Source organism: Saprospiraceae bacterium, assembly GCA_016714025.1.
In the GTDB taxonomy this organism is placed as follows: Bacteria; Bacteroidota; Bacteroidia; order Chitinophagales; family Saprospiraceae; genus Vicinibacter.
The window spans coordinates 2321537-2335253 of the sequence record JADJOB010000002.1; the positions used below are offsets into that span (position 1 = coordinate 2321537).

Below are 13717 nucleotides of genomic sequence, written 5' to 3' on the forward strand. Positions count from 1 at the left end.
ATATATTTTTAAAACAATTCAATTGCTTGAGTTCAATTTAAACGAACTAGTGATTCGAAGAAAGCGGCGGTATAATAAGAAAGCCATGCTGCTGAGACATACAATAAATCCAGTCCACACACCTGAAACTTGCCAATTAAGCACGACACTTAGAAAGTAACCAATTGGAATCCCCACAAACCAATAACACAAGGTGGTGTAGATTGTAGGCAGCTTTACATCTTGAATTCCTCTCAAAACACCAATTCCAACTGCTTGAATAGAATCTCCTAGCTGAAATGCAGCTGCAAATAAGAACAACAAAGCTGCATGATGTATGACCTCTTGATCGGATGTAAACAAATAAGGAATTTGATTTCTAAAAATGATAAAAAACACGGCGCAGATAATGCCATATATTGCTGAAAACTGTAAGACAGAAACACCAATTTTTCGAACCAGGTGAATGTCTTTCATGCCAAAGGCTTCACCTACTTTAATTGAACCAGCAGAGGATAATCCGATAGACACCATAAAGGTCAAAGCAGCAACAGAAAGGGATACCTGGTGTGCTGCCTGTTGGGTAGCTCCAAACCAACCTACTAAAATACCCAACACGACGAACGCTCCAATTTCACTTACATATTGCCATGCACTGGGCAATGCAAGACGGGTAATTTTTTGTAATTGCAATCGGTCAATGGTACGATTACTAAGCTGATATATTTTATATCGGGAGTGATACAAAACATATATACCCAATGCAAGTGCTATTAAAATCCGGGTAATAAATGTTGCTACACCGGCACCAACCAATTCCATTTTTGGGAAGCCATAATTCCCATAAATAAGTAAATAATTTAAAAATGCATTAATAGGGATGGATGCCAATGATAGAATCATAGGAATTTTTGTAAAATTTAAACCATCACAAAATTGTTTTATACTTAGAAATACGGTCATAGGAACAATGGACCAAAGCATCCAATTCATATACGGAAGTCCGAGATTAGCAACTTCTGGATCTTGTCCAAGATGAAAAATAACTCCTCCAAAAATATAGAGTAACAAAGAGGTTAAAATAGCTACTGAAACATTGAGATAAAATGCGTTATTTAAAAGTGCTCCACAAGATTCCGGATTTTTTGCGCCTTTTAATTCTGCAACTAATGGTGAAATCGCTACGGTAAAACCGATGCATAATACATAAGGTAATCCAATCATATTGGTTACTAATGATGCCGCTGCCAAATGTTTATAACTTAAGTGGCCAACCATAGCTGAATCAATAATATTCAGCATCATTTGAGACAAATTCCCTAAAATAATTGGGAATGCCAGTTTCAATAAATCCAACTGTTGTTGTCTGTTCAAAATTTCTACAATAAAGGAAAAAAAAAAGGGTCTGCTAATGTTCAAGAAAGCAAACCCTCAATAAATAGGTAAGGTAATAAGACTTAATTAATTTTGTTTGGCGTTTTCTTGTATTAGTTTTTTTGCTAAATTTAAAATTCGTTCATCTTCAATGTGAACAATCCCTCCATTTGGACCGGGCTGAATATGATTGCCGCTGTTTTCAAGATGATGCGCTCCAAAGTAATTTCGCACAACCTGTTCATCCAGATTTAATTCATCCGCAATTTTACGAATGCTTCCGGTAGGTAAATTGTGTTTAATTGTGCGGAGCTCATCCAAGGTTATATTCATAGTTATTGGTTTAAATGTGAACAAAATAAATGACCGTTCAAGTTAGTACGACATTTAGGTTCCTGCAAGTATTTACAGGAAAAAATTTTTCGTAAAATGTTTAGGCTAATTTCTAAAGGACCTGGCTGACATCTACATAAGGTAAGCCAAAAGCATCAGCTACCCCCTGATAAACTACCTTGCCATGAACAACATTCAGTCCACTGGTAAGTGGTTTACTGTCTTTGCAGGCTGCTTTCCAGCCTTTGTCTGCCAATTGAATCGCAAAAGGCAAGGTTGCATTCGTTAAAGCTAATGTGGAGGTAAATGGAACAGCACCGGGCATATTCGCCACACAATAATGAACTACATCATCAATAATATATATTGGATCATCATGCGTTGTTGGTTTACTTGTTTCCATACATCCCCCTTGATCTATTGCCACATCAACCAGTACTGTTCCAGGTTGCATGGTTTTTAACATATCACGAGTTACGAGGCTAGGGGCTTTAGCACCAGGGATTAATACGGCCCCAACGATTAAATCATGGGTTTTGACCAATTCCCGAATGGTTAATTCATTGGAATACATGGTCGTGACATTTGGAGGCAACACATCAGCCAGGTAGCGCAAACGAGGCAAACTCACATCCAATAAAATAACTTGTGCACCCATTCCAGCAGCCATCTTAGCAGATTGAGTGCCTACAATACCACCCCCTAAGACCAATACTTTGGCAGGTGGAACTCCCGGAACACCGCCTAATAAAATTCCTTTTCCTTTTTGTGGCTTTTCTAAAAATTTAGCACCCTCCTGGATAGCCATCCTTCCAGCAACTTCAGACATAGGTACCAATAAAGGCAGGCTGCGATCAGCCAATTCAACTGTTTCGTAAGCTAGACAAATAGCACCGCTTTCTATCATCGCTTTCGTTAAGGGTTCATAGGAAGCAAAGTGAAAATAAGTGAATATGAGTTGATTCTCTTTGACCAAAGGATATTCTGAAGCAATTGGTTCTTTGACTTTTATAATCATTTCAGCGATGCCATAGACTTCTTCGATGCGATTTAAAATAGAGGCACCGGCATCCTTATACATTTGATCCGTAAATCCGCTCCCTTCGCCAGCTGTCGATTGAATATATAGTTTGTGACCTCTTTTACTTAATTCGAGAGCACCCGCAGGGGTGAGGGCCACGCGGTTTTCGTTGCTTTTTATTTCTTTAGGAACACCAATAATCATGGGAAAAGGAGTTTAGTATTTGAAAAGGCGAAAATACAATAAGGAAGGAAATAAAAGGGAACCGCCTAAAAAAAGATAGCCCGTATACAGTTATACGGGCAAATCTTCATTTAATAACCAAAACTCAAAACTCGTTTAGAATTATTCCAAGAACTGTGCCAAAAACGATCTGAAGGCAGCATGCAATCTTGAATTCAATTTAAAAGTCCTATAATTTGGAAAAGGGAAACTATAATAATCGCCTGGTATTATTAGGATTGGAGGGGAATAGAGTCACTAATTATGATGGAATTAAGCGGAATTTAAAATGGATTCGTGGGCTAAAATTCAAGAAGTGAATTTAAGCTAGGGATTTGGAAACACCTAGAATCTGGTTTTTCAATGAAAGTATTTACTATAAAAAAAAATTGCTCGTGACGTTTCACGAGCAAAAACGAATTTTACATTTAATAACCAAAACTTACACAGTGTAAATATATAATATATTATTAAAAATCACTATATGTAAATGGTTAAATTTTAGTATTTAATAAAGATTTTATTAAATTAATATGTAATCTATTTATAATCAGTTATATAAATATATTATTACCCTTGTTGGATGAAGGATTTAGAGATTCAAACATACTTGAAAGTGCTGACCTGCCAAGCTTGCCAAGTCCCAAACTAAATTGATTTACATATAGACGGATGTGTTTTTGAATTACATCAGGGCTCATTTCGCTTGCATGCGTTTGAATATAAGGCATTAACTGCTGTTCATTGAGTAGTGCAAAGTCCAGACTTTTACGAATGGTTTGTTGCAGGGCGCTTGCTTTTTCCAAGCCCAATGTTTTACGAATACCAATTAAACCCAATGGGATAGGATAGCCTGTTTTTTCAACCCATAACTTGCCTAAATCAGCCAATTCTATAAGTCCTTTTTCTTTATAATTAAAACGGCTTTCATGAATAATTACACCCGCTTCATACGTGCCAAGCAGCACACTTTGTTCTATTTCTGAAAAAACTTTATGGTGTAGCTCCTTGACTTCTGGAAATAAATTTCGAAAAAGTAAAGCTGCAGTCGTGTCCTTGCCAGGCAAAACGATGCGTTTGGTTGAAAGTGTTCTGAGATCGATATCATGGGCTGCCACCAATAGGGGGCCGGTATCGAAACCAGCTGCAGCCCCTGTTTCTGAAATCCAATACTGCTCTGTTATTTTAGGAAGTATGGCTGCGCTGAATTTTATCACATCGTAAATTCCTTTAAGAGCTTGCTCATTTAATTCTTGAATATCCATATAATCACAGCTTGTTTCCAGCTCTTTTGGATTGCCAATTAAATTGTTAATCCAAGCTCCAAAAATATAAGTGTCGTTTGGGCAGGGCGAAATGGCTAATTTTATCCGATTATTGCTATCCATGAAATTCGATCCATTTATAATTTACGAAGATAATCACATCCTCATCCTTGAAAAACCTGCCGGACTTTTGTCCCAGGGTGATCATACCGGCGATGAAAACTTGTTTGATTTGTTAAAGGAATTCATACGTATTAAATACGAAAAACCAGGGAATGTTTATTTAGGGTCAATTCACCGATTGGATAGACCTGTAGGTGGAATTATGCTTTTTGGGAAAACTTCCAAAGCAACCACAAGGCTTCAGGATCAAATGAAAGCAGGATTAATTAAGAAAAAGTACTTGGCAATAACCGAAAAACATCCGGACATCGAAGAAGCAGATTTGGTGCATTACCTAACCAAAGATGAATCAAAAAACAAGTCAAAAGTGTACGATCACCCTAAAAAAGATTGCAAACTTTGTAAGTTGCATTATAAGGTCCTTGCAAATATTAAAGGATTTGCTTTGTTGGATATAACACTGGATACGGGTCGATCCCATCAGATCAGAGCTCAATTAGCTCATATGGGTTTCCCAATAAAGGGGGACAGTAAATATGGAATTTCCCATGGAATTAAACATGAAAGTCTAGCCTTATTTGCCTATCAACTCGGATTTACTCATCCTGTTACTAAAGAATGGATGGAATTTACTCATTTTCCACCCTCAGATAAAAATTTTAATCCATTTAAAGCCTTTTTTCCCAAACCCCAAGGGTAATACAGAATTTGTCCAGAATATTTAGACAAGCTCCTCTGAATCTTATTTATTATCTTAATTTTGCCGCCGGTGAGAGTTCACGACCAGCTCCTGCTGAATCCCCCAGGGTAGAAATACAGCAAGGGCGGGTGGTTGAGCGGTGCGATGGACTCTTGCCTTTTTTAATAATCCAAGCAGAACCATGAAATTTTTTATCGATACAGCCAATTTGGACCAAATTAAGGAGGCCAAGGACCTGGGCATCCTGGATGGGGTAACTACCAATCCCAGTTTGATGGCCAAAGAAGGAATTACCGGAAAAGAAAATATCTATCGGCATTACCACAAAATCTGTGAACTTGTAAAAGGCGACGTTAGTGCAGAAGTCATTTCGACGGACTATAAAGGCATGATGAAAGAAGCCAAAGAGTTGGCTGAAATTGCTGAAAATATTGTGGTGAAAGTTCCAATGATTAAAGATGGAATTAAGGCAATTGCTGAGTTAAAAAGTCTTGAAATTAAAACCAATTGCACCCTCGTTTTTAGTGCCGGTCAAGCTATCCTGGTCGCAAAAGCAGGTGCAACATATATTTCACCTTTTATTGGCCGGATCGATGATACAAGTTGGGATGGAATGCAATTGATCACTGATATTTTTGAAATTTACTCCCTGCAAGGATTTGAAACAGAAATTCTGGCCGCATCCATACGAAACGGATTGCACATTGTGGAGGCCGCTAAAGCAGGAGCAGATGTGGTGACTTGCCCTTTAGATGCAATTCTCTCATTGTTAAAGCATCCTTTAACCGATATCGGTTTGCAAAAGTTTTTAGACGACCACAATAAAGCCCAGGCCGCATTATTAAAGTCCTGATATTTTTTCTAAACATATTTCAATCATACGTTCAATCGTTTTTTCAGGATTCTTTGAGAACTGCCCTGTAATTCTATTTGCTAAAATTGCATTGACAGACAGCGCCTGATAACCAAACATCTGACTTAAACCATAGATTCCGGAAGTTTCCATTTCCAGATTTGATATTTTTCCAATTCCTTTCAAATCAAGGGCTTCCAACTCTTGTAACAAATTGGATTGTTTTATCCGGTTAAATCTTCCTTGGGGGCCATAGAAACCCACAGCAGTCAATGTGTTCCCAACAATCAAATCTGAATGTAGAAACGCGTTTAATAATGATGGATCCGCCCGATACAAAAAATAGCGAATTCCATTTGGCATCTGTGAATAGGGAATCGTATGCGGTTGGTAATAATCAGCCAAATTATCTGTTCCAATACTCCAATCCGTAATCAAAATGCTATCCAATGGAATGTCCTTTTGAATAGCCCCTGAGGTTCCCAATCGAATCCATTTAATCTTAATGAGTTCATCATTTGGTTTTCCAGTTTTTAAATCAATATTAAACAAAGCATCCACTTCATTCATTACAATATCTATATTGTCAGTACCAATTCCGGTTGATAGAATACTGATTCGTTTGCCGGATAAATATCCCGTAACAGTGAAAAATTCTCTGGATTCAACTTGTAATTCAATAAGATCTAAATAGCTGGATAAAATGCGGACTCGATCCGGATCGCCAACACTAATGATGATAGGTGCTAAATCCCCCGGTTTTAGCTTAAGATGATATAAGCTACCATCTGGATGTAGGATCCAATTCGCTTCCATTTTTAAATTCAATTAAAGTATGAAGAAAAACAAAATTTACCATTTAACCCATTGTGGAACTTGTAAAAAAATATTAAGTGAACTTAATACAGATACTTGTGAACTGTCTGATATCAAGCAAAACCCAATCAGCGAAAAAGAACTTGATCAGCTGGCTTCTCTTGCAGGCTCCTATGAAGCCTTATTTAGTCGTAAAGCTGTAAAATATCAAAGTTTGGGATTGAAAGATAAAAAGTTAACGGAAGCAGATTTTAAAAAGTTAATACTTTCCGATTATACTTTTCTGAAACGTCCGGTTGTAAAAATTGGGTCAAAACTTTTTATAGGGCATACCAAACAGGCAATAGAAGGTAGCAAGGAGGCATTGAAACCTAAATAAGAATTTGTTGGGTTTGTGGAGGATTTATAAAGTGGTTCTTGATTTTATACATTAAATGCATTCAAGATATACCTTGCTGCTTAATACAGTATCACTTACATGTCCACCACGGTCTCTTAAGACGATTTTATATAATAAAGAGTCCAATGGATATTGTGGAGGTGAACTGCAAGGGGGTATTTGATCTTTAAACAGGCAGCAACTGGTAAACACTAAGATACTCATCTGGCCTTTTTGTGGTCGTCCTTCAGAATCTGGTAGCACTGGCAATTTATATTGGTCTTGTATTTGATTATTGCGACTGTCTATCAAGCTTATGTCATATCGATTGTCGTTTTGAGGAAAACCCAAATCCCCATCACCATCTTCAAATTTCAGTAAGAGCCTTAATGAATCCTCAAAAAAATCTCCTTGAATCATGCGTGTTTTTGTAAGTCCAATAAATTCAATTTTTGGAATTACCGAGCCGGTATCATCTCCTGTGCAGGCTACCAAGCAAAATCCTAAAAAAAAGAATATGCCGGGAATTGAAAGCAGATTTTTAGTTTTACCTCTCATAATGACATGCTGGACCTAAAACGATTACAAGATAAAGTTTTATATACAAATCAATCCAATAGCTTTGAATTGGTCCAGGAAGTCTATCTTTTTCAATCTCAAAACAATCCAGTTTTTCGGCAATTTTTAAAACTGATCGGTAAATTAGATTGCAAAATCAATCAGTATGAAGATCTTTGTTTTCTCCCCATTGAATTATTTAAGTCCAATGAAGTTAAAACAGGTAATTGGAATGAAGAATTAGTTTTTCGCTCCAGTGGAACAACAGATTCACTTAGATCCTGTCATTTTATTGAAAAGCTAGGGTTTTATAATGAAGTTAGCAGGCTTTGTTTTGAGTTTCATTTTGGATCTTTGGAAAAATATGAATTCCTGGCATTGCTGCCAAATTACCTGGAGCGGCAGGATTCTTCCTTAGTGGCCATGGTAAATCACTTTGTGAATTCATCAAACAAGCTGGGTAAAGATGTATTTTTTATAGATGATTTTAAATCATTGGAACTAAAATTAAATGCCTTGCATAAATTGAATAAACAAGTCATTTTATTTGGAGTAAGTTTTGCATTATTGGATTTTGCCAATCAGTTTAATTTAATTCATCCCAATTTAATTGTTATTGAAACAGGTGGCATGAAAGGCAGACGCCGCGAAATAGCTAAAACGGATTTGATAGGGCAGCTTCAATCCGGATTTCCTCAATCAAAAATTGTCTCTGAATATGGGATGACCGAATTATTATCTCAAGCTTATGCCTTAGATGGGATTAATTACAGTTCACATCCATTATTAAAATTTTTAATTACAGATCCTTCCGATCCGTTTTTATTTTTACCAAACTCTAAAAGAGGAATTATCAATGTCATTGATTTGGCTAATATTCATTCATGCTCATTTATTAAAACAGGCGACCTGGGTCAACTAAATCCGCTGGGAGAATTGCAGGTATTGGGGAGGTTTGATTTTGAAGAAATGCGCGGATGCAGTCAATTATATGAAGAATAATTTATTTTGAAAATCCTTCAGTGATCCAGTCAGCAAGCAATTGACGGTTTTTTGGAAATAAAATACGCTTCCGGTCTTCCGGGTTGTGAATGTTTGCCAATTCTATGAATATGGGTTCCGGATCTGAATTGCGCACTACGTATAGCGGGCGACTGGATACAGTGCCATTGTATTTTTCTTCCTTCCGATAGACTTCATATTTTTCCTCAAAAACTTGTTGGATGTCTACTGCTTTGTTTTTACTTTTTTCAGAATCAGATTGATAATAAAAGAAAACATCCTGACGGTCTTCTTCGCCTTGAGCATCAATATGCAGCGACACCATCCACTGATTCGTATATCCTTTCTTTTTATATTTTGAATACAATTTATTTACTTTATTCATTCCTTGACGAAGTCGTTTTTTCTGACTTGTAGGAATGTCATGGCCGCCATAAGACGTTTCATCTTTATCGCAATCTAAGTATTTTTCATCCCGGATTCCATCGTTTTCATCTTCAACAATTACGAAAACAGTAGCTCCTTTTTGCATTAAATTTTTAGCAAGGCGTAAACTGACATCGTATGCATATTCATCCTCACAAATTGTGTATTCGCCATCTACATTTTTTGCTATGGCACCAGGATCCGGGCCTCCATGACCTGGAACAATATAGAAGACCTGGTCCTTCAATTCATCTGTAGTAATTTCAACATCTTTGTATTTGTCACCAAACAAAGGCACGTTCAACATTTTAGAAGAAACTTTTAATGAAGTAGGCGCGTCATCAACCAAAGCGGATGATTCAGCCAAGGCCTTGACTTCTTTTTCAGTTAGTTTACGATCTGCAACCAACATTGAACGCATCGGTGCCATCGATGCAACCAGAAACTCTTTGCGACCTTCTCTGTTTTTCTTCCTTTCTATTGGAATCGTTTCTTTCAAGCTGGTTTTCATAGCAGTTCCTTCATTGTTTTTAACACCATACAATGAACTTTGATCCAAAACGATTGGGACCCAAATTTTTTTATCCTTTTTATAATCCTGACTTTTAAGCTTTTGACTTGTCAGCTGCTTGTTGTAATCTTCAATTTTTTTAGCTTGCACCATGTTTTTAATGCCTATACTACTGCGTATACTCTTCCCGTCAAATGACTGCACCGTAACCGGTAGGAGGTAGGTTTTATTCTTCTCCAAACTGGCATTTTGTTTCAATCCATTGATTTTGTAGAACATGCTGACATTGTCAGGTTTATCAGCGAGTTTGTAACTTCTCAGCAAACCATACACACCTTGACCGGCTTTCGCTTTTACCTTAACATAATTCAATGATTTTGAAGGTTTTGGGAGTGCATGTACCAGCTGAAACGTACTGATCGTAAAAAGACACAGAGTGAGGATTCTACGCATTGCTAAAGAGTTTGAAAAGCAAATATATTATATTTATTTATAATTTGTATGTTATTGAATTACAAATTAATACAATATAAATTTGCAATTATGTAAGCCGTTGAACTTCAATGCCTACCTTTGAATTTAGCATATGATAAAAGCACTGTTGAGCAAAGAAATTTTATGTGAATGGCGAAGTTTTCATCAATTCGCCGGTTTGCTGAGTTTTTTGTTGGCAGTAGCCTATTTGGTTTATTTCTTTGGAGGAGAAGTCAATCCAAAATTTTGGAATTTAATGTATTGGATTATCTATTTGTTTTTAGTTTTTTTCAGCGCAACCCGGAGTTTTGAAGAAGACAATAACAGATTCAAAATTTACACCAATCAGCTGGTTGCTATAAAGTGGGTGTTTATATCAAAAGCTTTGTATCAATTGATTCAATGCGTCATTTTTGGTATGGTGCTGTATCTGATCATGAATATGTTGATCCCTCAAAAACACCTGGAACTTTTTCCATGGTTGATGATCTTATTTTTAATGAGTTTTGGAATGGCCGTGTTAAATACGTTTACTGCATTTATTGCGAGCAACGGCCAGACTAGGCAAGTATTGATGGTAGTCATTAGTTTGCCTTTGTGTTTTCCGCTGATAGGAATGTCTTACTCCTTAAGTATCGATGTCTTAAACGGGCAATCAATATTTGAAAACCTCGACAAATTTTATCCACTTTTGGCAATAGATTTATTGGCCATTGCACTTGTTTCTTTCCTCTTACCTTTAACCTGGAAATCTTAATTCATATGGTTAAACAATCTTGGTGGAAATATCTCTGTGTTGGTTTGATGCTCTATGCTTTAAGTTTTGGATTATTAAATCCACTTAAGCATGGAATTAAGGATGTTAGTCCGGATCGAATTGAGGCTGGGACCAAAGCAATTCTTACAGTAAGTGCTTACAATGCGCATTATTTGAATCAAACAGAACCTATCACAGCTTATTTAAAATACAATCCGCCTTCTGATTCAAAAGATAAAAACCAATATTTACTTAAAGCTTTGATTGTTAAAGCAATAACAGACAATCAAATTGAATTGGAGTTTCACATACCGGAATTTTTACCGGATTCAAGGCCGTTGGCTTTGTTTTCAGTGATTGTGAATAGTCCTGCCGATGGGGCAGCTGCCATTCCTTCTAAAGTGATAATTCATCAAAATCGTCCTTCACTAGAAGAAGGAATTCGCTTATGGTCAACCGATCAACATCCGGATTTTCATCAAGCAAAACGAAGTTTATTTCCTTATCGCAACATTTTAGTAGAAACAATACGCAACACATTTTACCATGTGTCGCTTTGGTTTGCTATGTTTCTTATGTTTGGAATGTCCGTTTATTTCAGTTATCGGGTTTTAAAATACCAAGATCTGGATGCTGATCTTAGGAGTTATGCCTTAGTCCGAACGGGTTTTTTCTTTGGGATCCTGGGATGCCTCACAGGGTCGCTTTGGGCTCGATTTACCTGGGAAACCTGGTGGACTACAGATATTAAACTCAATATGGCAGCACTCACTATGCTTATTTATTTAGCCTATTTGGTGTTGAGAGCATCTATTGATGATTTGGATCGTAAGGCCAGAATTTCTTCAGCATACAACATCTTTGCCTTAGTTGCAGTCATTCCACTCATATTCGTTTTACCAAGGTTAACAGATAGCCTGCATCCAGGAAATGGGGGTAATCCTGCATTTGGCTCAGAAGATATGGATAACAGCCTGCGTATGGTGTTTTATCCGGCCGTATTAGGTTTTATGCTCTTGGGACTATGGATTGCCAGTTTGGTGTATCGCGTAGATGCAATTGCAGCAAAATTGGAGGAAGAGGAGCTTGAATAGGGAGTGTGCTCAACAAACTGTGTCAATTTAAAATCCAACTAACAGCTGACTTCCAAAGTTGCCCTTTTGATTCATTTTGACCTTATGTTTTACCATTCTGATATATTTTCTTGAAATAATTTTGTCCATTTCTGAAATAAAGCCCAATTTCGCAGCTCTATTGCATAATGACATGCTCCTTCAAATCCTGAATGCCATAATACCGCTTGTAAGTCAGCCTGAAACTGATTTTATGAGGCAAACAGGTAAAATATATGTTGTTTTTGGAGTTTTAGCAATTATTTTTATTGGAATCATCATTTTTTTAATAATTCTAGAAAAGAAAATACGAGTCATCGAAAAAAGAACAGAACATGACAAAATCAAGTAATGCCACATTTTTAGATAGTGTAAATCGCAATTTTGACCGAGCAGCTGCTTATACGGATATCTCTCAAGGAATTTTAAAGCAAATCAAAGCCTGTAATGCTGTTTATGAAATTCGTTTCCCGGTTCGCATTGGGGACAAGATTGAAGTAATTGAAGCCTATAGAGCACAACACAGCCATCACCGAATGCCAACTAAAGGAGGGATTCGATACAATGAAAATGTTGACAAAGAAGAAGTAGAAGCATTGGCTGCATTGATGACTTACAAATGTGCCATTGTGGATGTGCCATTTGGTGGAGCCAAAGGGGGTGTAAAGATTAATCCTAAACTATACACTGAGGATCAATTGGAACGTATCACAAGAAGATATACCACTGAATTAATTAGAAAAAATTTTATTGGTCCCGGGATCGATGTGCCTGCGCCTGATTATGGAACCGGCCCACGTGAAATGGCCTGGATCTATGATACCTACTTGACATTTAAAGGAGGAGATATTGATGCTGCCGGATGTGTAACCGGAAAGCCAGTAAGCCAAAATGGTATCCGAGGTAGAAATGAAGCAACGGGACGTGGAGTGTTTTATGGATTAAGAGAATTGTGTGATACCCATGATGCAATGAAAAAAGTTGGCCTGGACATAGGCTTAAGAGGTAAAAAAGTGGTGATTCAAGGACTTGGAAATGTGGGTTCGTTTACCGGAAGTATTATGCAAAACGAAGGAGACGTAACTATCATAGCCGTTTCTGAATATGAAGGTTCTATTTATAGTGAAAAAGGAATTCACATTGAAGATTTATTAGCCTACAGAAAACAAAACGGAAGCATTTTAGGATTTCCTGGTACGACGAATTTGCCAAGTAAAGAAGCTGCCTTAGAGTTAGAATGTGATATATTAATTCCTGCTGCATTGGAGAACCAGATTACAGCCGACAATGCTTCAAGAATTAAAGCTAAAATAATTGGTGAAGCTGCCAATGGACCCGTTACAGCAGATGCCGAAACGATGCTTAATAAAGCGGGAATTATAATTGTTCCCGATATGTTTCTAAATGCTGGTGGTGTAACCGTATCCTATTTTGAATGGTTAAAGAATTTATCTCACATGCGTTTTGGAAGAATGGAAAAACGATTTGATTCCAATACCTATTCTAATTTTGTTGGGTTAATTGAAAAGATGACTGCAAAACAAATTGGCGATAGGGAACGTGAATTCTTAACACGCGGCGCAGATGAAATTGATTTAGTTCGATCCGGTTTAGAAGAAACCATGGTGACCTCTTTTCAACAAATTTGGGCCACTTACAATAGTAAAAAAGATATGGATGGTCTCCGCAGTGCAGCCTTTGTTTGCGCACTTGAGAAAATATCCAACGACTATTCCAGTTTGGGTATCTTCCCATAGTAATACCCTTATGTCCCCATCTTATACCTGTGCTCACCCGGGGTTGTTCACATTC

The 13717-nt window shown here is 37.1% G+C and carries 14 protein-coding genes; 7 read left to right on the forward strand and 7 right to left on the reverse strand.

What is annotated here, in order from left to right; all coding sequences use genetic code 11:
• Nucleotides 1-18: 18 nt before the first annotated feature.
• The 4 genes from IPJ80_12405 to IPJ80_12420 form a co-directional block, all read right to left on the reverse strand.
• A complete protein-coding gene (locus tag IPJ80_12405) occupies nucleotides 19-1353 on the reverse strand; it encodes an MATE family efflux transporter (protein MBK7914282.1) in 1335 nt (444 codons plus the stop codon).
• A gap of 87 nt (nucleotides 1354-1440) precedes the next feature.
• Nucleotides 1441-1686, reverse strand: coding sequence for a DNA-binding protein (locus IPJ80_12410; GenBank protein MBK7914283.1), 246 nt, complete (start codon nucleotides 1684-1686; stop codon nucleotides 1441-1443).
• 112 nt (nucleotides 1687-1798) lie between these two features.
• Nucleotides 1799-2911, reverse strand: a complete 1113-nt coding sequence (gene ald, locus IPJ80_12415) for an alanine dehydrogenase (protein MBK7914284.1) — start codon at nucleotides 2909-2911, stop codon at nucleotides 1799-1801.
• Between the two features lie 572 nt (nucleotides 2912-3483).
• Nucleotides 3484-4317 carry a 1,4-dihydroxy-6-naphthoate synthase gene (locus IPJ80_12420; GenBank protein ID MBK7914285.1) on the reverse strand — a complete coding sequence of 278 codons (834 nt, stop codon included), beginning with the start codon at nucleotides 4315-4317 and terminating at the stop codon, nucleotides 3484-3486.
• Here IPJ80_12420 and IPJ80_12425 point away from each other — a divergent pair.
• Nucleotides 4316-5017, forward strand: coding sequence for an RluA family pseudouridine synthase (locus tag IPJ80_12425; GenBank protein MBK7914286.1), 702 nt, complete (start codon nucleotides 4316-4318; stop codon nucleotides 5015-5017). The genes IPJ80_12420 and IPJ80_12425 overlap by 2 nt on opposite strands.
• Nucleotides 5018-5198: 181 nt before the next feature.
• The gene (gene fsa, locus IPJ80_12430; protein ID MBK7914287.1) at nucleotides 5199-5870 is read left to right on the forward strand and encodes a fructose-6-phosphate aldolase; all 672 of its coding nucleotides are present in this window, start codon (nucleotides 5199-5201) and stop codon (nucleotides 5868-5870) included.
• Here fsa and IPJ80_12435 read toward each other — a convergent pair.
• The gene (locus tag IPJ80_12435) at nucleotides 5859-6686 is read right to left on the reverse strand and encodes a nucleoside phosphorylase (protein MBK7914288.1); all 828 of its coding nucleotides are present in this window, start codon (nucleotides 6684-6686) and stop codon (nucleotides 5859-5861) included. The genes fsa and IPJ80_12435 overlap by 12 nt on opposite strands.
• Before the next feature lie 19 nt (nucleotides 6687-6705).
• Between IPJ80_12435 and IPJ80_12440 the strand changes: the two genes are divergently transcribed.
• Complete coding sequence (locus tag IPJ80_12440) at nucleotides 6706-7065, forward strand: hypothetical protein (protein MBK7914289.1); 360 nt, start codon at nucleotides 6706-6708, stop codon at nucleotides 7063-7065.
• 51 nt (nucleotides 7066-7116) lie between these two features.
• Here the strand turns inward: IPJ80_12440 and IPJ80_12445 are convergent, their stop codons facing one another.
• Nucleotides 7117-7623: a hypothetical protein gene (locus IPJ80_12445; GenBank protein ID MBK7914290.1), complete on the reverse strand. Its 507-nt coding sequence runs from the start codon at nucleotides 7621-7623 to the stop codon at nucleotides 7117-7119.
• A 6-nt stretch (nucleotides 7624-7629) separates the two neighbouring features.
• Between IPJ80_12445 and IPJ80_12450 the strand changes: the two genes are divergently transcribed.
• On the forward strand, nucleotides 7630-8625 hold the full coding sequence (locus IPJ80_12450) for an acyl transferase (GenBank protein MBK7914291.1): 996 nt from the start codon (nucleotides 7630-7632) through the stop codon (nucleotides 8623-8625).
• Between the two features lies 1 nt (nucleotide 8626).
• On the opposite strand, the gene IPJ80_12455 is transcribed toward IPJ80_12450, so the two are convergent.
• Complete coding sequence (locus tag IPJ80_12455) at nucleotides 8627-10015, reverse strand: N-acetylmuramoyl-L-alanine amidase (protein ID MBK7914292.1); 1389 nt, start codon at nucleotides 10013-10015, stop codon at nucleotides 8627-8629.
• Nucleotides 10016-10148: 133 nt separating this feature from the next.
• Between IPJ80_12455 and IPJ80_12460 the strand changes: the two genes are divergently transcribed.
• The 3 genes from IPJ80_12460 to IPJ80_12470 all read left to right on the forward strand — a co-directional run bounded on the left by IPJ80_12460 (nucleotide 10149) and on the right by IPJ80_12470 (nucleotide 13662).
• On the forward strand, nucleotides 10149-10793 hold the full coding sequence (locus tag IPJ80_12460) for a heme exporter protein CcmB (GenBank protein ID MBK7914293.1): 645 nt from the start codon (nucleotides 10149-10151) through the stop codon (nucleotides 10791-10793).
• 5 nt (nucleotides 10794-10798) lie between these two features.
• Entirely contained in the window at nucleotides 10799-11887 is a 1089-nt protein-coding gene (gene ccsA, locus IPJ80_12465) for a cytochrome c biogenesis protein CcsA (protein ID MBK7914294.1), read from the forward strand.
• Between the two features lie 353 nt (nucleotides 11888-12240).
• Nucleotides 12241-13662 (forward strand): Glu/Leu/Phe/Val dehydrogenase, encoded by a 1422-nt coding sequence (locus tag IPJ80_12470; protein ID MBK7914295.1) that lies wholly within the window; start codon nucleotides 12241-12243, stop codon nucleotides 13660-13662.
• The last annotated feature ends 55 nt before the right edge of the window (nucleotides 13663-13717 follow it).